Here is a 21261-nt window from a genome sequence, read left to right as displayed (position 1 = left end):
GGAGAGCACGAGAGGTCTCGCGCAGCGGATGAGACGCCTGCCTTGTGACGACGATACGGAAGAGGTATCGATCGCGGGCAGGCGTATCGTCTCATGACCTGCCCCCCGACGGGTTGCCGACTTCGATGAAGAATCCCTTCATGTAGCGATCGTTCCGGCCTCTCTTCAAGGTGAACGCTTCATATCATGCCGCATTCGGGGATGTCAAGAATGCGCGCCGGAACGGGGGATCACTGAAGAACGATCTTCTTCGGCTGGAGGGCGGCGATGTCGGTTTTAGCGAGGCCGCGTGCGACGGCTTCCTTGAGGTAAGGGATGGTATCGAGCTCATGGCCGAAGAGGGGCAGCGCCGTGACGTCGGCCGTCACCGTGCAGGGGCTCATGATCAGAGCTTTCGCCATTTTCACATCGGCGGGGTTGCCGCCGGACGGGCCATGGGCCATGAGGATGCGGTAGGCGTCGATGATCGTCAGGGTCGGAAGAATATGCGTCGTTATATCGACGATCTTCTGCTGGAAATTCTCGTGCAGGTTGCCGCGAGAGCTGCCCATGATGCCCATCAGGTTCTTGAGGCCGAGGGTGACGGTCGCCATGCCGTGATGCTTGGCGATCGGGACGTTGATGACCTTGTTCGCTTCGAGAAACTCGCGATACAGGGGCCATTTTTTCAGGACCTTCCCGTTCGGCAGGGGATGCTCGACGAAACCGGCATCGTCGATGTGCGCGACTTCGGCGCCCGCATCGGCCGCCTTTTCCTCGATGAGGCTGCTGGCGTAGCATCGCAGAGGGTTGGCGCAGGTGCGGTCGAACACCTTCACCTTCTTCGCGCCGGCTTCGAGGCAGGCCTTCACAACGCCGGCCACGAGGTCGGGATTGGTGTTGCCGGCGAGTTCGGGAGCGCGGTCCCAGCCGATGTTCGGCTTCACCACGACGACGTCGCCCGGGCTGACGAAGCGGCCCATGCCGCCGTACGCATCCAGCGCGGCCTTCAACATGGCCTCCGGTTCCCCGCCTTCGACCCAGACCGATGGCGGAAGCGCCGCGTCGTCGGCGGCGAACAGGGAGGTCCCCCCGGAAATCATCGGGCCGAGAGCAACGGCGGCCGCGGCACCGGCCGCCATTTTCAGGAAATCGCGCCTCTTCATCGTGTTCATCCTCCTGTTGGGTCTCAACGCATAGTGTATCCGCTCAGCAGGTTGAGACGCAAATTGGTCTCAAGGCGCATTCCGGGCGGATCGTGAAACGCCCGCGCCGACCGAGGGGAAAGGCGTTCAGATCATCCTGCAGTTCGACAGAAGCATGTACAAGTCCGCTATGACGAGAACGGGGATCAAAAAACGCGATGCAAGCGTCAGAAGCGTTTCGATGCGTGGGAGTTCATTTTTGTTCGCGAGATGGGTGCCGACCGAGAACAGCAGGCAGAGGAAGATGATCGTGTAATTCGCGATCATCATCCGGTCGATGAACGTGAGGTAGCTGAGGGGCGGCAGGCCCTGCGACAGATTGATGTGATACGCGACCGAACTGAACAGGGCGGCGACCGCCAGGCTGATCTTCTGGGAAATCTGTTCGAGCGGCAGCAGCGAGCCGAGCGACGCGATGAGAAGGAAGATGATCGCCGGCGCGGTGGTCTTGGCGAAGATGATCGGGTTGAGACGCGAGACGTCGATCTCGGCCGCGATCTGCGAGTATCTGTCGCGCTTTTCGCTCTGAAGACCGAACGACGTGGCATACTCGTGCATGCCGCTCACGATGCGGAAATTGCGGATGTCCCAGCCGACCAGATGAAACGCCGGGTCGAGGGCCGAGTCTTTCTCGTCGGGAATATACTCACGAAGCTCGAACTCCTGCTCGACGTCCTCGAGAAGCACGCGAAGGGTGAACGAATCGAACGGGTAGTTGCGGTAATCGATGTTCTGGTCGAACAGGCCGGAGACCTTGAACACCATGTAGTTCACGTCGGTTCCCGCGTAGGGTTTGTGCTCCTCCTGCTTCTCGATCGTCGTCATGCGGCAGTTCATGAACTCGAACTTCGGCTCTTCCGTGCCCCGATACATCATCCACATATAGAAATCGAGCGGGAGGCTCGATGTCTGGAAGTCGATCTTGCCCGCCGAATTGAAGTAGAACCCGACCTTGACCTTCTGGTGATCTCCCGATATTTCCTCCGCCGCCTTCCGGATGGAAAGCAGATCGAGGGGTGGGGAAGCGAGACCGCCGGCCGGCGTGTTCTGCGCGAACGCCCCCGTGCCTGCCGCGGCAAGAAGAAGGGCAAGAGATATAATACTTAGTAAAATGTAAAGACTGCGCCGGTTCGCCTGCGTTGCGAAGGTGAGATTCCCCGAAGGAACCACCCAGGCGGTGATGGTCGATTCGCTCATGCCGTGACTCCCGTGGAAAAAATGCGCCCGCCGGCATGATAAGCCCGGCGGGCGTTTTCCTGCAATCAGATCATTTGACGGTCATCACGAAGCTCTCGGAGTGGCTGGCGAACTCGGGGGCATACATGCACTGGATCTCGGCCATGCCGCTCTGATACGTGCCGCGGTGCTGCACGCGCAGGGTGTATTCGAACACGTAGGTTCCCTTCGGCAGGTAGTCGAAGAAGAAGTGGGTCGCCGTGTCCTTCGTCGACTGGTAGTAGCCGAGGCCGTCCTGGTAGCGGTACTGCGACAGCACTTCGGTCGGCTCCATGCCGCTTCCGCGCTGGTCTTTCATGTGGACGTACTCGAGGTCGCGGTCGGTGCGAAGCTCGATGCGCACCGTCATCAGGTCGCCCACGGCCAGGGCCTGACCGGCCTTGATCGGAGCGATGACGGGGCCCTTCGGCGAATCCGTCTTCAGGAAGAGGGTTTTCTTCAGCTTCAGGTTCGTCTCGTGCGGCGTCACCTTGCTCATGTCCTCGAGATACTGCCAGTGCAGGCCGCCCCACGCCACGCCCTTGTCCTCCTTGGTGACCGTGATGCCGCCGAACTCGGGCTTCACCTCGGAACCCGCCCAGCGCTTCTCGTAGAAGCCGGTGCCGGCCTCGACCTTCTCGGGCTTCACTTCCAGGCCGCCGACCTCGACCTTCACAAGCTTGTCGGAAGCGAGCAGGTTCGCGCCCTTGAGAAGCAGCGAGTAGACGGCGTCAGCGGTCGCCTTGGTCGTCTTCCAGTCCTGGGTCTGCTTCTGCTTCAGCAGCCAGACCTTGCAGTCCTCGACGGCTTCCTGGTCGTTCATGACCTCGTCGAAGGCCTCGATCATGATCGCCTGCGTCTCGATGGGGGCGCGGAACCAGCTGAACGCAAGCTCGGTGTCGCGCCAGAACCTGCCGAGCTCCTCGTCCGTGACGCTCCGCTCCTTCATGCTCGCCATGATCTTCTTCGCGACGGCCGTGTCGCCGATCCGGTGCAGGCCGAGGGCGAGATGCCCCTGCGCCAGCCTGCAGTTGAGATCCAGCCAGTATTTTTCCGCCTGGCCGCGGAAGTAGTCGAACGCTTCGCGAGCCGAGCCGGGGACCGGGATGTCCTTCAGGAAGAAGCTGCGGCCGTAGAAGTAGAACGCGATCAGCGGCGAAAGGTTGTTGTCGTCCTTGTGCCCGTATCGAAGAATGTCGCGGTAGATCTTGTCGATCCAGGCGTCGAGGTGATTCCAGGCCTTCGTTCCCATCGAGACGTCGAGATCGACGCCCAGGTGGCGCAGCCTGCCGAAACCGGTGGCGATATATAACGTGATGAATGAATCCGGCCGCCCCCCCGGGAACCACGGCCACGCGCCGTCGTTGAACTGCATTTTCGACAGCGTGTTCGCGATGTTGCCGACTTCGCTCTCGATGCGGTTGGCATCGAACAGCAGGCCGATCCGGTGCTTCGCCTCGGTCTCGGATTTCGCTTCGCGAACCCACGGGGTCTCGATCAGAAGGACGTTCTTGAGTTCCTCGTTCTTCTCGAGATTCGACAGCAGGGCCTTGCCGCCGTAGGCTTCGTCAGCTTTCCAGGTGTCGAACACCTTCTTGATCTTCGGGTCGGAAGCCGCGATGAACCGGGCCAGGCTGTTTGCATACAGGCGGTTGAACATCTGTTCGGCGCACTCGTACGGGAACTCCATGAGGTAGGGAAGCGCCTGCACCGCATACCAGGCCGGATTCGACGTCATCTGCACGGTCAGGGACTCGGTGCGCAGCGTCCTCGAGTCTGCCGAGTCGATGAGTTTCTGCAGTTTGAACGCCTTCGTGGCCGGTCCGCGGATCGGCAGCGGAAGCGCCTCGCGCACGAGAATCCGGCGCGACAGCACGGGAAGCACGTTCTCCTCGCCGTCCGACACGTTGCCGGCCGCGCCGACGATCTTGTAGGCGATGATGCCGGCGCCGTCGGGAACGGTGAGCGTCCAGGACACGGTGCGCGACTCCTTCGCCGGCACCGAGAAGCTCTGTTCTGTTTCCTTGAGCCCGTAATCGGCACTGCGATCGGCCCCGGTCGCGGGGTCGGAAAGCGTCATCCGGGCACGCCCTTCCAGGGGCTTGTCGGTCATGTTCGTGACCTTGGCGGTGAAGGCAAGCATGTCGCCCTCGCGCAGGAAGCGTGGGGGATTCGGCTGCACCATCAGGTCTTTCTGCGTGACGGTCTCGGCCGTGAGGCCGCCGGACTGGCAGTTCTTCCCGTGGGCGAAGCCGAGAAATTTCCAGGTCGTCAGCGCCTCAGGAACGGTGAACGTCAGCGACACCTCGTTCTTTTCGTTCGTGATCAGCTGCGGGAAGAAGAACGCCGTCTCGTTCAGGTTCGCGCGGGCCGAAACCTTGTCGAGGTCGGGGGCCGGCTGTGCGGCGGCCTGCGCGGGAGCCGGTGCAGCGGGGCGGGCGCCGCCCGCGGGGGCACTGTCGCCCATGGCGAACGAATTATCCATCGCCCTGCTCTCGCTGGGGGCGAAGGCGGCGGGGCTGGGCGGTGCTGCGCCTTCACACATCGCCTGGGGCATCATCTCGCTGTCTGCGAACGAAAGGCCTTTCGCCCGTGACATCATATAGCCCATGAAATTTGACACGATATCCCCCTTGAGCTGGGGATACCGGCGATACACGCCCGGAATGCCGACGTTCCAGTCCTCGGTAAGCGAGTTCATGCGCCTCTGCATGTTCGATCCCGTCTGGTTCGCCGACGAGAAGTCGCTGTAGAAGAACGAGAAGGTGCGCATCCAGTCGAAGGGCAGGAACGCGTCGAGCGATGCGTCATACATCGCCGCCACGAGCTCGATCGCCCCCGCCTCGGCTTCGGGGCCCTTGACGGTGATCGTCCAGGTGTCCTCCTGGCCAGGCTGGAGCTTCGAGGAGAAGTGCGCGAAGCTCAGGTCGAGCTTCTTGTTCGACCACGGCACATACACCGTCTGTTGGTGCAGATACACACGGTTTTCGCGGAAATAGGTCACGCGTACCGTGAATCCGCCGCGCAGCTTCTCGGTGACCGGCACTTCGATGAGATGCTGCGTCTGGCCTTCGGGAGTCCAGTAGTGTTTCACGATCGCGTGCCGGTGCTCGATTTCGACGAACGCACGTCCCTCGTCATATCCGGTGTTCCAAAGGGCGCGGAACGTGTCACCGACGTCAGGGCCGGCGTTCTGAACGGTGAACCGGCTCGGCTCGCGAACGTTCCAGGCGGACGCCGCCGGATCGACCACGACGAGCGTGTGCTTCGTGACGACTTCCTTGTTGAAGCGGTCGCGCGCCGTCGCGGTGACGCGGTAGACGCCGGCCGGCAGGGTGAGCTGAGCGCCGCCGGTTCCATCGACGGAGGTATTGAAATCGGCGGACGACACCTGTTTGCCGTTTTCCCACGTGTCGATATTCGTCAGGTCGGCCGTGCCGGCCTCCCACGGGAAGCACGAGCTGCGCGGCATCTTCTCGGGGGATTTCAACTCGTTGACCGTGATTTTCCCGCCGGTGGGAACCCCCTTGCCGTCGAGCGTCTTCGAGCTCAGGCTGACGTTGAACCCCTTGCCGGCGTGAATCCAGGCAGGAGATGAGACGCCCAGTTCGAGAGCCGCGTAGCCGATGCGTATGCCGATGCTCTGGGAACGGGTTTCTCCGGCCGAGTCGGTGACGTCGGCAGAGATGCGATAGGTGAAGACCGGCTGGTTCTCAACCGGAATCGACGTGTCGGGTTTGGCCTGAAATCTGATCGTGAAGCGGCCCTGCGCGTCGGTGACCAGTCTGCCGTGCGCGATCTCCTGGTTGCTGCCGGCAGGAATCACATACCACCAGCACCACGGCGGAAGCATCGCCTCGCGGACGACGCGGAATTTCACGTCGGCGCCGTCGATGGCGGCCAAGGTGTAGGACTGGGCAAGGCCGGTGAGTACCACTTCTTCGCCCAGCTTGGCGGCTTCGGCCGGGACGTCGAGCGTGACTTTGAACTTCGGCCGTTTGTACTCCTCGACTTGGATGTTCGCGCTTCCGTTGATGCCGATGGCCTGGAGCGACATGGTCCCGGTGAGTCTTCCGGTGGGGACGGTGAAACTGCCCGAGCAGGAACCGAAATCGTTCGTCGACAGCTCGGCTTTCGCGACTTCTTCCCCGTTCACATCCCTGAGGCTGACGGTGAAACGGCAGTCACGCAGCACCTCGTATCTGTTCTTCTCGTGGTCGATACGGACGCAGACGGCCTTGAACTGGATCGTCTGGCCGGGGCGGTACAGGCCGCGGTCCGTGAAGAAGAACACCCGGTCGTCCGCGGTATACTCGGAATGGGTCCAGGAGGAGTATCGTCCGTTGTGAAGGAGCTGCTCCCCTTCGGCCTTCGCGAGGAGGACGACGTTGTCGAGCTTCTGGTCGAAGCGGAAGACGCCGTCTGCGTCAGTTTCCACCGTGGCCTGACGCTTCCATCCTTTATCATAGTTGTACGTATAGGCGATGATCTTGCCGCTCCCGATCGGTTTGCCCGTCGCGTTGTCGGCGAGAATGCCGTCGCAGACGCCGTTGCGGTTTCTGACGACGAGGCCGAGCTTCGTCACCCAGACGGGCGTGTACCGGATGGCGTTGTTGCCCTCGCTGAAATTGGGCTTCCAGCTCGCATAGAGCATGTACAGGCCCGGTTTGACCTTCGGAATCTCGATGGTTTTCGCCTTCGCGTTGAAGTCGGGGGTCGGCTCGAGATCGGTCTTCCATTCGGCCGCCGGCTTCTGCGACAGCGGTCCGCGGATTTCATCCCAGGAGAAGCTTTCGGGATCGTATCCGTTCGGCCGGAACAACTCGCGATCGGAGATGTCGATCAGACGAAAATGGACCTGGTCGATGTTGCACCAGCTGATGCGCGCCGATGCGGTCGGATCGTTCGAAACGCGCTCGGTGTCGATCTGGAGCTGCTTCGCCTCGATCGCGTTGATGATCCCCTGGCACATCACGCCGCCGTCCGAGGCCGGGAACTGCCGGCTGCCTTCCTTCGCGATCTTCCACGCTTCCTGCTTCTGTCCGCGCGACTGAAGCTCTTCCGCGCACATCGCGAGGGCGAGGGCGGAAAGCGGGTTCGTCGAATACTCGGCGGCGATCGCCTTCAGTTGGGCGATATACCGGTCGCTGCGGCCGGCCGGCTTCGCGACGCTGTTCGCCCATTTGAGCCGCTGAAGGTCAAGATCGACCAGGGCGCTGATGTCTGCTTTCGCAAGATGAAACTTCAATAGACGTTGATATAAACTGAGGGCGCGGAAGGTGGGGGAGTTCGTATCGGTCGCGACCACGCTCCATGAGACGAACGTCTTCGCATCGTCGAAGACCGGAGATGCGGCGTCGATCTCGAACGCTTCCTGCGGGGCGGCGCCGGCCTGTTCACCGGATGTGTAGAACTCGAGGGCCTGATGGCCGTAGAAGTCGAACACCGTCGGCCACAGGTCGGCTGGCTGGTTGCCGGCGTCGACGATCTCGCTCAGGTCGGAAAACGGGAGGGCTTGGAGCGTCTTCTCGTCGGCCAGAACGCTTTCATACAGACTTCCGATCTTGAGGAACAGCTTCGGAAGATCCCACGTCGTGAAATCCTTTTCGTCGAGCCCTTCCGTCTGTGTACGATCCAGAAACCGCCAGTTGTTCTGCTGGAAGTAATGCCAGTACCAGCGGGCGAGCACGATGCGCAGCAGCGGCCGGATCGAGGCATCGGAGGTCTCGATCTCTTTTTCGAGGCGCACGATCTTCTCCTCGGCCTTGTTGCCCTGAATGTTGCCCTCGAGGACGATCTTTTTGCAGATCGCGCGGGCTGCCTCGGTCACCTTCCCGTCCTCGACGGCGCTCTTGATGATCGGTTCGAGCTTTTCGATCGCCGTCTGGGGCAGGCCTTCGTTGACCGCCTTGTCGACGTCAGCCCACATGATGCCCCGGTCGGCGGCCGCGAGGGGTGAAACGCAGAGCGACATCAGGAGGATGATCGCCAGGAACAGGTTGGAATGATGCATGTATTGCCTCCCACCATCGTTTCCGATGAATTGTACCGACAAAGCAGAACGCAGCAGGACAGCGGCGGATTCGATCATGTTTTCGACGGAGGTTGCATATCGAGGTGTATTTCCGCGTCCAGGTTCCCTTCCCAGAGGTATTTTTTCGTGTCGCCGACGATGACGGAGCTGAGCGCCAGCAGGGAAATCAGGTTCGGCACGGCCATCAGCCCGTTCGCCGCGTCGGCGAAGTCCCACACGACGTTCAGCTTCAACATCGAGCCGAGCAGGACGGCGATGACCCAGGCATACCGGTAGGGCCTGATGGCGCGGGCTCCGAAGAGATACTCGACGGCCTTTTCCCCGTAATACGACCAGCCGAGGATCGTCGAGAACACGAACGTCAGCAGGCCGAAGGCCAGGACCCCCGGCCCGATCGTCGGGATCTCGGCGAACGCCGCCTTGGTGAGCGCCGCGCCTCTGGGGGCATGCGGATGCCAGGCGTCAGTGGAGGCGACTTCGCTCTTCAGCGGTTCGGGAAGGATCTCGAACGACTTCACCGAGGCCGGTTCGATCTTGGCCTCGCTCAGGTTGTCGGCGACGCGGGCAGGCAGTCTTTCCGGGATCAGGGTGATGGACGAGAAGGCGCCGGCGAGGGCGAGTTCCGTCTTCATGCCGGCGGGGAGCTTCTCGAAGAGAATCTTGCCGGACGGAGTCATCATGCCGCTCTTCTCGAGGGTCGAAACGGTCTCGGGGGAAAGGCGTTCGAGGCTGCAGACCGGATTGATCCAGTCGCCGGAATTGACGATGACAAGGCCGGTGATGGCGCAGACGACGACGGTGTCCCAGAACGTGCCGGTCGAGGAGACGAGAGCCTGCCGGACGGGATTCTTCGTCTGGGCGGCGGCCGCGACGATCGGCGCGCTTCCGAGACCCGATTCGTTCGAGAACAGGCCGCGCGCAATGCCGTATCGGGCCGCCTCCTTGGCACCCGCGCCGAGAAAGCCGCCGAGGGCGGCGTGGCCGGAAAAAGCGGAGGATATGATCAGGATCAGGGACTCGCCGAGGGTTTCCCATTTTAATGCAAGTAAAATAATACAACCGATTACATAAAAAAACGCCATGAAGGGAACGAGCTTCTCGCAGACGCGGGCTATCGATTTGATGCCGCCGAGAATGACGAACGCCGTCAGGAGGGCCAGGAAGACCCCGGAGAGCCAGGCGGGAACGCTGAAACTTTCGTGCAGCATCACCGAGATCGAGTTCGCCTGGACCATGTTGCCGATGCCGAAGGCGGCGATCGCGGTGAACAGGGCGAAAATGACGGCGAGAGCCGAGGCCAGCCACCCCCAGCGCGCCTTCAGACCGCGCTCGAGCGCATACATTGGGCCGCCCGCCATCTGGCCGTCGGGGGTCACGACGCGGAACCGCACGGCAAGCAACGCCTCGGAATACTTGGTTGCGATGCCGAAAACGCCGGTCAGCCACATCCAGAGGACGGCGCCGGGGCCGCCGGCCGCGACGGCCGTCGCGACGCCGACGATGTTGCCGGTGCCGATCGTCGCCGCGAGCGCGGTCGTCAGAGCGCCGAACTGGGAAACGTCGCCCGTGCCCTCTTTTTCACGCTTCACCGAAAGTTTTATCGCTGTAAATATATATCTCTGGATGAAGCGGAGCCTGAACGTGAGATACAGGTGCGTGCCGAACAGCAGCACGAGAAGGGGAAGGCCCCAGACCCAGCCGCTGAGATCGCTCATGAAGGAGCCCAGCGCATCCAGCCAGCCGTGTATGGTCGTTGATTGGTCCATGTCGATTCGTTGCCTCTTCGTGTCGTCTCGTGGGATCGTCTTTTCTGCCCCGGAAGGCGCGACCGCTCATGAGTATCACACGCACCCGCACTCTGGCAAACCCGCATGTCCGGAAACGACAAAACCGGCCGGGTCGATGACCCGGCCGGAAGATGACGGACGGATGATTCAGAAGGTGCCGTCGAGTCGTTCTCTGGCTTTCTGCGCGGCCGTCGAGCCGGGATACCGGGTGATCGTCTCCTGGAAATACCGGCGGGCCGTGGTCGTGTTCCCGATGCGGTCGTAGCAGTCGCCGGCAAGATAGACGGCTTCGGGCGCCCAGGAATGAGTCGAAAACGTGTACCCGAAACTTGAAAACTCGGTCGCTGCCTGCTCGAACAGCCGGCGGCCGGTTTCCGCGATGGCCTGCTGATACAAGCTCCATGCGTAACTGTAATGGGCGTCGGGGCGGAGTTCGGAATCGGCATACCGGAACAGAAGGTCCGAGAACGCTTTCGAAGCGGCTTTCCAATTGCGCTCTTCGGCGTAGCTCTTGCCTGTCCAGAGGAGGGCGTCGTCGGCCCACGCCGAATCGGGATACCTGCGGAGCAGTTCGTCGAAGCGGCTGCGGGCGCCGTTGTAGTCCCGGTTCAACAGGGCCGTGTGCCCCATGTCGTACAACTTTCGGTCGGTGAAAGACGGATACCCGTTGCCGGGCGGGTATGTCGGGGGATAGGTCGGAGGATACCCGACCTGTTCGAGCTCGCGAAGCCGCGCCCGGGCCTGGGAGTAATAGTCCGAACCGGGGAAGCGGTTGATCAGTTCGCGGTAGCAGGTAATGGCGTCGGCCGGGTCGTTCAGCCGCTCGTAGCTCTGGCCGAGAAAGAACCAGGCGTCGTCGGTCAGCCGGCCGTTCGGGTATTTCCGGATGAAGGCGATGAACTGGTCGAGGGCGTTGCGATGTTCGCCGAGAGTGCTCATGCACCGGCCGATCAGAAACATCGACTCCTCGCACCGGGCGGAGCGCGGGTATGAGGTGACGACGCGCCTGTAATACTCAATGGCGCGGTCGAATTCACCGGTCTTGCAGGAGCATTCGGCGGCCTGGAACGCAGCCTCGGGAGCGCGGAAATCGTACGGATACCGTTCGAGAAGCCGGCGGAAATTGTAGATTGCCCGGCGATAATCGCCGCGGGAAGCGGCTTCCATTCCGTTGCGATACAGCGATTCGGCCGACTCGTATCCGGGATATTGGGGAGGCTGGGGATGGCCGGGGTATCCCGGCGTTGTCGGCGCCCCCGGAGGCGGCTGGGGCGACGGGTGGTTCGGAGTCGGCGGAGAGCCTGGATTGTCCGGAGCCGTTGGGGTTCCGGGGTTCCCGCCGATCGGCGGAAGTTGGGGTAAAGGCGGGGTAGGAGGCAGTGAGGGCGGATCGGGGTACGCCGCATGTGCCGCCGCGCAGACGACGAGTATCAGCATGATGGCGAGCCAAGGATACGATCTTCTCATCTTGAAAACCTTTCTTCGGTGAAACATCTTCACGCGAACCCCGCTGCCGGTATCGGGCAAAACGGGGCTGTTTTGATTGAGCAAAATGAATGCCATGACGACTTTGTAACGATCATCGTCATTTCCGGGCTTCAGAGTGAGGAAAATGACGAAAATCGGGCATGCGGGTTGAAAATCTGCCAGCTGATCCCTCGAATGTCGTTCATCGGTGGTATGAACAGCTTCTTCCCTTGGCGCCCGGGGGGGAGTATAGTAAGCAAAAGCCGGCATGGGAGAGATTCGATGAGATCGACGATCGAGAGGCATCATTCCTATCGCAGCTGTCCCAGGTGCGAAGAGGACGTTTTGCCGAGTCAGCGGTTCTGCCGGAAATGCGCGTTCTGGCTGGCCCGGCCGAAACAGGACGAGATCCGGACCATCGACGCGCAGCCGAGGAGCGGGAAAAGCTGGTTGTACGACACATGGCTCGTGCTGAGGAGTTTCCAGGCATCTCTGAGCATGCTGGTGGTCGGCATCGTCATGGGGGTAGGCGCGATGCTGCTGCTGGTCATCCTCATCCGCGAAGTGTCGCCGACCTGGCTTCCGATCGGCCCCATGGCGAGGCAACGGGCATGCTACGCCAACAACAGGCTGATCAGGGACGCGATCGAGGTATACTGCCAGGAGAACAGGTTCACACGAGAGCTCGCCAGCGATCCGGCGAACGTGCTCTGGAAGGCCGGATATCTCCATTCCCCGCCGCAGTGTCCCATCAGGGGAAACCGGTACCAGTATTTTTTCAAGGCGACTGCCGGATCGGGACCCTACGGGCTCATGTGCGTCGGCTCCGACCCCCACGGTCTGGCGGACTGATTTTCATCAACCGCTAAGCCCGGCGGCCGGGTTGGCCGATGAAGGTTGTGGAACATGTGTTCGACTTCATCGGAGGGTCATATGCCGCAGCTTGAACACTCGGTCACGGAGACGCACGGGGAAATCGATTCGCCCGCGTTGTGCTCCTTTCTCGACTCGATCGCGTCGGAGATGCGTGAACTTCAGTGCGTGCTGGCCGAAATGGCCGAGAAATACGCCGAAATGACCCGTCAGCTGAACTGCGCGAAGACTGAAAACGAGCGGTTGTCGAGGGAAAACGAAATGTTGCGATCCAACCGCCGGGTTCTCGTCGCGGGCCTGTGCACCGACGGCGATCCCCCTGCCGTCGAAGCCCTGAACTGAGCGAACCACCGCCGGACACCGGGTTTTCGAGCCCCGTCGAATGAGATCCCCCGTTCGCCCTGAGCGTGTCGAAGGGCGCGGCGCGAAGAGGAACACGAACAGGTTTTCGCCGTGCAGTAATATATAGATGTCTGTATATAAAAATGCAGCCCCGGGCCGTCCTGACCCGGGGCTGCGTTCGTGAGCGGAACGGAGGAGGTTACTTCGGCGCTTCGGCTTTCGGCGCCTCCGGTTTTGGGGCCGGGGCCGGCGGGCGGGCCGCCTTCACTTTTCGGATGAGGGTTTCCGATGCCTCGAGGTGGCTCGAGGGATCGAGTTGAGCGGCCTTTTCGGCATGTGCCGAGGCCTCGTCGAACTGGTGGAGTTCGAACTTCGCGTTGGCGAGGTTCAAGTGGGCGAGAGCGTAGTCCGGATCTTCGGCGAGAGCTTTTTCATACCAGAGCGCCGCTTTTCCGAACATGCCGAGCGAGGCGAAGGCGGTGCCGATGTTGTTCATCGTTTCGACGTTGGAGGGGTCGATCTGGAGAGCTTTCTTCCACCATGATACCGCCCGGCGGAGCATCCCGCGATCGCGCGCGACCTGGCCCAGGCTGAACAGAATTTCTGAATCCTTTCCGTTCAGGGCCAGAGCCCGTTTCCAGTATCGGTAGGCCGTCTCCAGGTCGCCCTGGAGGTAGAAGGCGAGAGCGTAATTGTACAGCAGATCGATGTTGTCCGGGAATTTCCGGATGGCGTCCTTCCAGATTTTCTTGGCCTTGCCGAGAAAGCCGGTGTAGGCATACGTGTTGCCGTACAGGCGCAGTGCCAGTGGATCATCCGGCTTGTGCTTCAGGTAGTCCTGGAGCAGAGGCCGGGCCTCGTCATACTTCCCTTCCTTCATCAAGTCCTGGATGGGATTGAGGTCAGCAGCGGTCTTCTTCGACATGACACGGTCCTTTCGAATTACTGTGCGACAACCATTCCGCGCCCCTGAGCGAATTTTTTCGTCACCCGGCGGCACCGACTTCGTTATACCACACTCCCCCCCTTACCGTCACCCCGGAGGTAACCGGAGAGAGCAAACCGAGTTTGAACGGCAGGGATCCGGGGCGGCGGTTGCGGACGAATATTACAGCATGCCGTATAGATACCCGCTCAGCGCGGTAAAGAGCATGACGAGCAGAAGAAAGACAACGGCCTTCTTTCTGCCGACGACGGCCTGGAGGGCGAGAACGCTCGGGAGACTCACGGCCGGGCCGGAAAGGATGAGCGTCAGGGCCGGGCCGGTGTGCATGCCGAAATGGACGAGGGTCGCTACGATATTCACGCCGACGATCGTCCCGAAATACATCAGTGAGCCGATCAGACTTGCCAGCAGGTTCGACTCGATCGAATTGACGGAGAAGAGCGACATATACCGGGTCAGCGGGACGAGAGCGGCGAGCAGTCCCGAAATGAAAATACCCAGCAGAACCGTTGGAAATATCATCACGAAGAGGCTCCAGGACTTTTTCAGCCACTGTTTCACCTCGTCGGGTCTGAACCATTTCCACAGGGCGCCGGCAAGAATCGCGATCTCGAAGAAAATCACCAGGAGTTTCGACAGCAGGAAATCGAGGGCTCTGATCATGCTGGACGTCAGCATGGGAGAGTTGATGGCGACGGGGTCGGGCCGGAGATGCCGGTCGAAGATGCCCGTCGAAGTGAGCATGATCAGGAGGAGCAGGAGGAAGACGATGAGCGTCTGGCCGTCGGTGCGGTCGCTTTCCTCTTCGGCCATCGCCAGGGTGGGAACGGCCAGCGGCGGAGGCTCTCTGAACAGAAGTCGCATCACAAGCCCGATCGCGATGGACGAGGCGATGACCGCGACGATGCGGGCGGCGGTGAAGCCGAGACCCAGAAAGGTGGTCGTGTAGGTCAGGGCGATGAGGTTGACCGCCGGAGACGAGAACAGGAACGTGAACGCCGGGCCGATGCCCGCGCCCTGCTGAAGGATACCTGTAAATATAGGGATGACGCCGCATGAGCAGACGGTGAGGATCGCCCCGGCGAACGAGGCGATGGGATAGGAGACCCAGGCGGGGGCTTGCGGCCCCATGAGCCTGGTGATGCGCTGCTTGTCCAGAAAGACGGCGATCGCGCCGGCGATGAAGAACGCCGGAATCATGCCGGAAATGAGATGAGTGCCGAGAAACCGGCCGACCTCTTCGAGGCCAGGCCAAGCCCAGGTCGTTCGGAGCCAGCCAAAAAGCTCGTTCATCAGGGGAAAGTGGTGGCGATACATGGTTCGGATGTTCCTGCCATCGAAGTGGCTGTCAGACGATCAGCGGGGGGCACCGGCCGCGTCCGGGGCCGTTCTCTGAACGTCGGCATCGGGCGCCGGCGGGAACCACTCGCGCATGAGGACGCGCGCGCGAAGGTCCAGCACGCTGGCTTCGATGAGTTTCACGAGCGCCTCGATCTGCCGCGAGGAACTGGCCGGATCGCCGTCGAGCATAATGTCGAGCCGCCCGGCGGCATCGATGATGCGGTCATAGGGAGCGAGGGCGTCCGATGCGAGCGTCGGACGGAACTCGGTCAGCCACGCCGTGAACGAGGCGCAGGTCGATTTCATATTTTCGAATCTGCTCCCGACGCGGTCCTGCTCGAGGCGGATCAGCAGTTCCGATCCGATGAGGAACCTGCGCTTGATCGGGCTCATGCCGACGGCCTCGAAAAAGATCCCCAGCCGGCCGCTCAGGGCGAGCACGGCGTCGTGCGCCTCGACGTGTTTCTTCTCTTCGATGAGCCTGCGTATCCGGCCGATCCGTTCCGCCGTCTCGCTCATCTTGGCGGCCCAGGCTATGTCCTCGCGCGCCGCTTCGGGCGGGTTGACGTTGAACTTGTTGGAAAAGGCCAGCCAGGCCTCCATGACTTTCACCAGGTGGCCGGGGACGGCATCGAGTTCATTGTATCTCAGCGCCGTTCCGAGGAGGTTGAGCGAGCGGTTGAACTCCTTGATCCCCAGGCTGAACGCGCTGTTGGGATCGTTCGCCGTCATCAGGGAAATCAGCGTGTCGTCGCAGGCGCCGGCGGGCAAAACGGATGCGAACAACAAAACGAGCAAAATGAAAAATATGTATAAGCAACTATAAAACTTGATCAGCCGCACAACTCATGCCTCCGCATGGTGACGCCCCGCAGCAGGCCGAGCGGTCCGGTCATCATCATGTCGCCCCCGGGCGCCGCCTCGACGAACGGACCGAGGCCGCTCTGTTCGATCAGATGGCGTTGAGGGCCGGTCACGACGACGCCGGCGAGTTCGGAAAAAGCGATGGGCTCGAACGTCACGCAGCCGTTCCCATCGTCGTCGAACACTTCGTCGGTCGAAAGCTTCCCTTCGGCGAGCCGGCTCATGAAGCCGGCCATGACCTCGGGTTTCGTCTTGAGGACGCGGGTGTGGTGCTCGAAAAACGAGAGAATGCGGGTGCCGTCCATGATGCAGGCCATCGTGTGCCCGTTCCCGTAATTGATGTACAGCACCGGGCCGCGCAGGGCGGCGACTCTCGGGTCGAGACCACAGCCAAGAATGGCGGAGAACGAGGTGTCGATCAGCACGGCGCGGAGCGTATGATCGAAATGCTTCACACACCGTGCGCCCGAAAAGAGACGGCCGAAGACGTCGGGAAGATCGGTGTCGGTGAAGACCAGCGAGCGGGGGGAGCGTTCGCCGGCGAGATGGTCGAGGAAATACTTGAACCGGTTCCGCCGAGAAGACTCCTCGCTCGTGTTGTAGCCGTGGTCCTGGGCCGAGATGCCGATGATTCTGATCTTTTTCGTGTCGATGCCGAACCGGCCGAGCAGCTCGTAATAGAGCGGCAGTTCGATCTCGTCGAAAACGTGGGTGGGCTCCTCGACCCGCTCGACGATCTCGATACCCGCGGCTTCGATCTCTTCGATGTTGTTGCGGACCGTGAAAGCGGGCATTTCCTCCATGACGACGCGCCTGCCGCAGGCCCGGTGCCGCTTGATGACCTTCGCGAGATATCCGCCGCCCATCGTGTAACCGGAAATGCGCAACTCCCCCTCGTGACGCTCCAGCCGGTCGGCCATCACGAGCGCCGGCGTCGGCACGACGAGCTTGACGTTGTTTTCGAGCGTGTGACGGGCAGAAAAGTGCATCACATCCTTGGTGCCGGTTCCGATGTCCATCGCCAGGGTGTCGGGAATTTCGAACGGTGACAGCATGATGAGGTTCCTCAGCCGATGAACCGGCACTCGACGAGCTCACCGGCTCTGATCTGCGGCCTGTCGCCAGGAATTCTGACGAGGAGGTCCGCTCCGAGAAGAGACGAGAGAAAATGGGAATCCTGCTTTTCCAGCGTTTCGGCGACGGGTCCCGATGCCGTGCTGACAAGCCGCCCCCGCTGGAAATCATCGCGGCCGGTGCGGTTCGTCACATCTTTCGCCAGGGGGAGCAGGACGCGACGGTGGTCCGGATCCGCGCTTCCCTGCAGACGCGCCAGGAACGGGCGCAGGAACAGTTCGGCCGTCACGGCGGAAGACGCCTGGTTGCCGGGAAGCCCGAAATACGGGGTGTTGCCGATGCGTCCGAACGTGATGGGCTTGCCCGGCCTCATCGCGACGCCTCTGACGGATATCGCGGCTCCGATGGCGTCCAGCGCCGTGACAAAAGGGTCTTTCCGGCCCATCGAGATGCCGCCGGAGGAGACGACGACGTCGCCCAGTTCCGCGGCCCGCCGAAGGGCGGCTTCGGCGGAGCCGGGGTCGTCGCGGACGATGCCGAGATCGATCGGCTCTCCGCCGGCCGAGCGGATGAGCGCTTTCAGAATCGGGGTGTTGGTGTTGCGGACCTGCCAGGGCCGGGGGTGTTCGAACGGCATGACGAGCTCGTCTCCGGAGACGAGAATGCAGACCCGCGGCCGTCGCGCCGCGCGGACGACGGTCCGACCGAGCGACGCCGCGACGCCGACGGCATAGGGAGTGAGCCGCACGCCCGCGGCCAGCACGAGATCGCCCGAACGTCGGTCTCGGCCGCGACGCCGGATGTAGGCGCCTTCGGGAGGGAGACTGCGAACCAGGAGGTGCGTGCCGGGTGCGGGGAGTTCGGCGTCCTCGATCCTGACGATCGTGTCGGCGCCGACCGGGAGAATGCCGCCGGTCGCGATATACGCTGCATGACCCTCGGGGAGCGCCTCGAGAGGATGGCCGGCGTCGATCCCGGACGCGAGCGGGAGGGAAACCGGGGTTCCGGATGACGCGGCAACGGCGTCAGAGCGTCTGAAACAGTACCCGTCCATCGCCGAGTTGTCGGCCATGGGCAGATCCTCCGGCGCCGCGAGGTTCTCGGCGAGAATGCGGCCGGGGACCGCATCGAGCGGAACAGGCTCGCTTTCGGGCACGGAGCCGGCGGCGACTTCCATGATCGTGGCATAGGCTTCGTCGAAGGTTTTCATCTCTTCATTGTAGCTCAGTCGGCGGGAGAAATCACCTTCAGGGGATGAAAACCAGCTCGAGAAGAAGCGGTCTCTCGCGGAGAGTTTCGAGACGGGTGATTTCGAACGTGTCACGGAAGGATGTTCCGCGCACGAGGGGCGTCATTTCGGGGCGGATGGGGAACGAAACCGAGACACCGCTTTCGTTTCCGAGCCGGAGCGCCCCACCCGGCCGAAAGGCCGGGGCGACGAGAGCTGGAATCTCGACCGGCGGCGTCGCGGTCGGATACTCGATCAGACCGACGGCCGGATCGACCTCTTCGCCGGTTGCCGGAACGACGGGAAGCGCCTGAAGCGCCTGCCTGAAGGCCGCATCGGTTGAAACCGCCCCGGAGAGGCTCGTCAGGGTGTCGGCAAGGAACTGCTTGCGGGCCGGAGAAATGGTTTTTCCTCCCTGGACCTCGCGGGATAGCATGTTTCCAAAGACGGTCAGGCAGGCTTCCAGGCGTTCCCGCTCTTCGCGTCGCTCGGACGGGTCGAGGAGTTGGAAGCGCGTGGCCCTGGCATTGAGTTCAAGGCAGATCGTCCAGAGGGTAGGACGGAGGGATGCGAGAGAGCGGACCCACCGATCGAGAAAATCCCTGGGTTTCGTGAAGACGTTGATTCTCTGAATTTTTCGACCGGTCCAGTGTTTTGTGCCTCGCAGAAGGAGGAACCGAGATTGTATGGCGCGCTGCGCGTCGGAGGGTCCCGTCGCCGTTTCGAGGCCGCCGCTCTCTGCAGCCGCAGACTCCGTGGGAACGAACTGGAGCTGCTGCGACCGAAGAGCGAAAGCATTCTTCTGTCTCCAGGCGCGGCGGACAGCCGGTCCGGACATCTCTGAGGACGGGGGATGAAACAGCGTGTGAAGACGCAGGATTCCTGCGAAAAGCCCCGCCATGAGAAGCGTGAGCAGGAGAGCGACTTTCCATCCGCCTTTTGCGAGACCGGAGGTGAATCGCGACAGAAGGTCGGAAACCGCCGCGAACAGGGACGGATCGGGTCTGCTCAGACTCAGCGAACCCGTTCCCAGCATGCATATCGCGGTCATGAGCCCCGATACGGCGGCGATGAACGCCAGAAACGTAGCCTGCGACGCCTGAAAAGCCAGGTCGCCGGTAAGCATCTTTCCAAGAAGGGACCCGGAGAGGATGACTCCGAGGAGAACGAACGCCTCGATAGCCCGGATGGGGGGCTGACGAACGGCTTGCGGGACCGATTTGGGCGGGGTGCGGATGAGGGATTCGCCTGCCGATGAATACCGGCCGGCGTTGAGCATCAGAGCTGCGGCGAGGAAACCCACGAACAGCAGGATCGGGCCGGGAGGCTCCGCGAAACCGGATCGGGCCAGGAAAAAAAAGACCATCATGGCTGCCGTCACAGGGAGGAGAAAAGCGGAGACGCTTTGGCACCCGTTCTTCCCGGCATCGCTGCAGATGGTGCCGGCGAACGGCAGGATCATGGCGACGAGAAGAATCCAGGGAAGGGAGAGTCGGCAGACCTCGGACAGAAAACCGGTCGCGAGCGTGAGACCGTCGGTTCGCTGATAGCCGCTTCCGACCTGCACGGAAGCGGCCGCCGGCGTCAGCAGACGGGCGAGGGTGCGGTCGGCAGGCGGCTCGCAGTCTTCGGCCAGGCGCCGAAACCTGCGAGTTGCTTCGTCAGCTCCGGAAAGCGTCGGAATGACATACTCGTCTGACCAGACCTGGCGGCGCTTCTTCTGCCACAGCCTCACCTTGATCGGTGCCGTGAGGGGAAGCCTGTTGCGAAAGGTTATTTTGACGGTGCCCGAAGCCTGGGGACAAAGCGACGAATGTAGCAGCCTGTTGCGCTGCCAGAGCTCAATTACGGCGAATCGACGCGTGCCGAGATCGAAATTCACCCGAACGCCTCTGCCGCCCGCTTTCGCCCACCGGATCGGCGAATGTGGCTCTTTTCCATGGTGAAGGCTCCAGCGCGCCTGGCTCTCCGGGCGAACCGGGAAAACGGGTATCAATCCGGAAACGGGCGTCGGAAGATTCGAAGCGGCGCGGGTCAGAAAACTCCTCAGGAAAACGAGGGGGGGGAGCGCCGGCAGAACCGGAACGCGGAACTGGAGCGACCGGTTCCCGCACGAGAAGTCGAAGAGATACTCCCCGGTCGGGCTTTCCGGATGCAGGGAAAAGGTGAAATCGCCCGTTCCCTGACGGGTGGTGAACGCGACCCTGTTCGTCGTGGTGAAGCCGTCCGGGGTTGTGATCCTGCATCTGACGGGAAGGCGCGGGAGCGGACGGGAGGTTGCGGGATCGATGGCGGCGAGATCGAACCGGTAGGAACCGCCTGTGCGAAGAGGGAGGCCGGGCGGAGTGGCGGCGAACGAGTAGTTCGTTCCCGCCTGGATGCTGAACACGGCGAGCGGTTGTCGGCGAGCGTTCGAGCGGAAGACGGCGAGTTCATACATGCCGTCGTTGAACGAATCTGGAAGGGAGATTTTGGCGGCATACACCCCCGGGCGTTTCTCGACGGCCGTAAAGGGGGGTACGAGCGGAACGGACCGCCCGGCGGAGCGAAGGTGCGCCTCGAGTTTGAGACTTTGGACGGGATACGGTTTGTCGCGGCCGAGAGCATACAGCGCGACTTCGGTCGTGTCGCCGGGGGCGAGACGTGCGGAAGGCGACAACACGATGTCGATGTTGGGCTGGGGATCGTTCTCGAGAATCAGCGAAGCCGTCCAGACGGCGAAAAGCACGAAGAGGAACGCGCCTGCGAGCAAGGCCGGCAGGCGTTGTTGCAACGCAGGAAATGAAGAATTCATGCAGGTTCCACCCTATCATTGCCTCGCGCCGCTGTCAATGCGGACATCAGGGCGTGCGCATCCGGTTCACGGTCGCCGTAGGTTGGTGAACAAGCGCGCGGCGTCGGGCCGG

Annotated in this window: 13 protein-coding genes; 2 read left to right on the top strand and 11 right to left on the bottom strand. The window is 62.0% G+C overall.

Annotation, left to right across the window (positions count from 1 at the left end):
* Positions 1-230: 230 nt before the first annotated feature.
* The 5 genes from PLU72_06375 to PLU72_06355 all read right to left on the bottom strand — a co-directional run bounded on the left by PLU72_06375 (position 231) and on the right by PLU72_06355 (position 11687).
* The gene (locus tag PLU72_06375) at positions 231-1145 is read right to left on the bottom strand and encodes a DUF362 domain-containing protein (protein HOT27795.1); all 915 of its coding nucleotides are present in this window, start codon (positions 1143-1145) and stop codon (positions 231-233) included.
* 126 nt (positions 1146-1271) lie between these two features.
* Positions 1272-2381 (bottom strand): hypothetical protein, encoded by a 1110-nt coding sequence (locus tag PLU72_06370; protein ID HOT27794.1) that lies wholly within the window; start codon positions 2379-2381, stop codon positions 1272-1274.
* A 70-nt stretch (positions 2382-2451) separates the two neighbouring features.
* Positions 2452-8412 carry an alpha-2-macroglobulin family protein gene (locus PLU72_06365; GenBank protein ID HOT27793.1) on the bottom strand — a complete coding sequence of 1987 codons (5961 nt, stop codon included), beginning with the start codon at positions 8410-8412 and terminating at the stop codon, positions 2452-2454.
* Positions 8413-8486: 74 nt separating this feature from the next.
* A complete protein-coding gene (locus tag PLU72_06360) occupies positions 8487-10169 on the bottom strand; it encodes a sodium:alanine symporter family protein (protein HOT27792.1) in 1683 nt (560 codons plus the stop codon).
* Between the two features lie 198 nt (positions 10170-10367).
* Positions 10368-11687 carry a tetratricopeptide repeat protein gene (locus PLU72_06355; GenBank protein HOT27791.1) on the bottom strand — a complete coding sequence of 440 codons (1320 nt, stop codon included), beginning with the start codon at positions 11685-11687 and terminating at the stop codon, positions 10368-10370.
* 282 nt (positions 11688-11969) lie between these two features.
* Between PLU72_06355 and PLU72_06350 the strand changes: the two genes are divergently transcribed.
* Entirely contained in the window at positions 11970-12539 is a 570-nt protein-coding gene (locus tag PLU72_06350; GenBank protein HOT27790.1) for a hypothetical protein, read from the top strand.
* Positions 12540-12620: 81 nt separating this feature from the next.
* Positions 12621-12902, top strand: coding sequence for a hypothetical protein (locus tag PLU72_06345; protein HOT27789.1), 282 nt, complete (start codon positions 12621-12623; stop codon positions 12900-12902).
* A 199-nt stretch (positions 12903-13101) separates the two neighbouring features.
* Here PLU72_06345 and PLU72_06340 read toward each other — a convergent pair whose 3' ends face one another.
* The 6 genes from PLU72_06340 to PLU72_06315 all read right to left on the bottom strand — a co-directional run bounded on the left by PLU72_06340 (position 13102) and on the right by PLU72_06315 (position 21149).
* Complete coding sequence (locus PLU72_06340; protein HOT27788.1) at positions 13102-13827, bottom strand: tetratricopeptide repeat protein; 726 nt, start codon at positions 13825-13827, stop codon at positions 13102-13104.
* A 183-nt stretch (positions 13828-14010) separates the two neighbouring features.
* Complete coding sequence (locus tag PLU72_06335) at positions 14011-15165, bottom strand: permease (GenBank protein ID HOT27787.1); 1155 nt, start codon at positions 15163-15165, stop codon at positions 14011-14013.
* 39 nt (positions 15166-15204) lie between these two features.
* A complete protein-coding gene (locus PLU72_06330; protein ID HOT27786.1) occupies positions 15205-15921 on the bottom strand; it encodes a hypothetical protein in 717 nt (238 codons plus the stop codon).
* 101 nt (positions 15922-16022) lie between these two features.
* Positions 16023-17108: a DUF1786 family protein gene (locus PLU72_06325; GenBank protein ID HOT27785.1), complete on the bottom strand. Its 1086-nt coding sequence runs from the start codon at positions 17106-17108 to the stop codon at positions 16023-16025.
* Positions 17109-17119: 11 nt separating this feature from the next.
* Positions 17120-18337, bottom strand: coding sequence for a molybdopterin molybdotransferase MoeA (locus tag PLU72_06320; GenBank protein HOT27784.1), 1218 nt, complete (start codon positions 18335-18337; stop codon positions 17120-17122).
* A gap of 37 nt (positions 18338-18374) precedes the next feature.
* Positions 18375-21149, bottom strand: coding sequence for a hypothetical protein (locus PLU72_06315; protein ID HOT27783.1), 2775 nt, complete (start codon positions 21147-21149; stop codon positions 18375-18377).
* Between the last annotated feature and the right edge of the window lie 112 nt (positions 21150-21261).

It is taken from the genome of Candidatus Ozemobacteraceae bacterium, assembly GCA_035373905.1.
Lineage (GTDB): Bacteria > Muiribacteriota > Ozemobacteria > Ozemobacterales > Ozemobacteraceae > MWAR01.
The sequence above is the reverse complement of the archived record's forward strand: the minus strand, read 5'-3'. Positions and strand labels throughout refer to the sequence as shown.

What these genes read in the sequence shown, in the direction of transcription:
- PLU72_06375 (HOT27795.1), bottom strand. Translation starts at nt 1,145, where the DNA reads ATGAAGAGGCGCGATTTCCTGAAAATGGCGGCCGGTGCCGCGGCCGCC.
- PLU72_06370 (HOT27794.1), bottom strand. Translation starts at nt 2,381, where the DNA reads ATGAGCGAATCGACCATCACCGCCTGGGTGGTTCCTTCGGGGAATCTC.
- PLU72_06365 (HOT27793.1), bottom strand. Translation starts at nt 8,412, where the DNA reads ATGCATCATTCCAACCTGTTCCTGGCGATCATCCTCCTGATGTCGCTC.
- PLU72_06355 (HOT27791.1), bottom strand. Translation starts at nt 11,687, where the DNA reads ATGAGAAGATCGTATCCTTGGCTCGCCATCATGCTGATACTCGTCGTC.
- PLU72_06350 (HOT27790.1), top strand. Translation starts at nt 11,970, where the DNA reads ATGAGATCGACGATCGAGAGGCATCATTCCTATCGCAGCTGTCCCAGG.
- PLU72_06345 (HOT27789.1), top strand. Translation starts at nt 12,621, where the DNA reads ATGCCGCAGCTTGAACACTCGGTCACGGAGACGCACGGGGAAATCGAT.
- PLU72_06340 (HOT27788.1), bottom strand. Translation starts at nt 13,827, where the DNA reads ATGTCGAAGAAGACCGCTGCTGACCTCAATCCCATCCAGGACTTGATG.
- PLU72_06335 (HOT27787.1), bottom strand. Translation starts at nt 15,165, where the DNA reads ATGTATCGCCACCACTTTCCCCTGATGAACGAGCTTTTTGGCTGGCTC.
- PLU72_06330 (HOT27786.1), bottom strand. Translation starts at nt 15,921, where the DNA reads ATGACGGCGAACGATCCCAACAGCGCGTTCAGCCTGGGGATCAAGGAG.
- PLU72_06325 (HOT27785.1), bottom strand. Translation starts at nt 17,108, where the DNA reads ATGCTGTCACCGTTCGAAATTCCCGACACCCTGGCGATGGACATCGGA.
- PLU72_06320 (HOT27784.1), bottom strand. Translation starts at nt 18,337, where the DNA reads ATGAAAACCTTCGACGAAGCCTATGCCACGATCATGGAAGTCGCCGCC.
- PLU72_06315 (HOT27783.1), bottom strand. Translation starts at nt 21,149, where the DNA reads ATGAATTCTTCATTTCCTGCGTTGCAACAACGCCTGCCGGCCTTGCTC.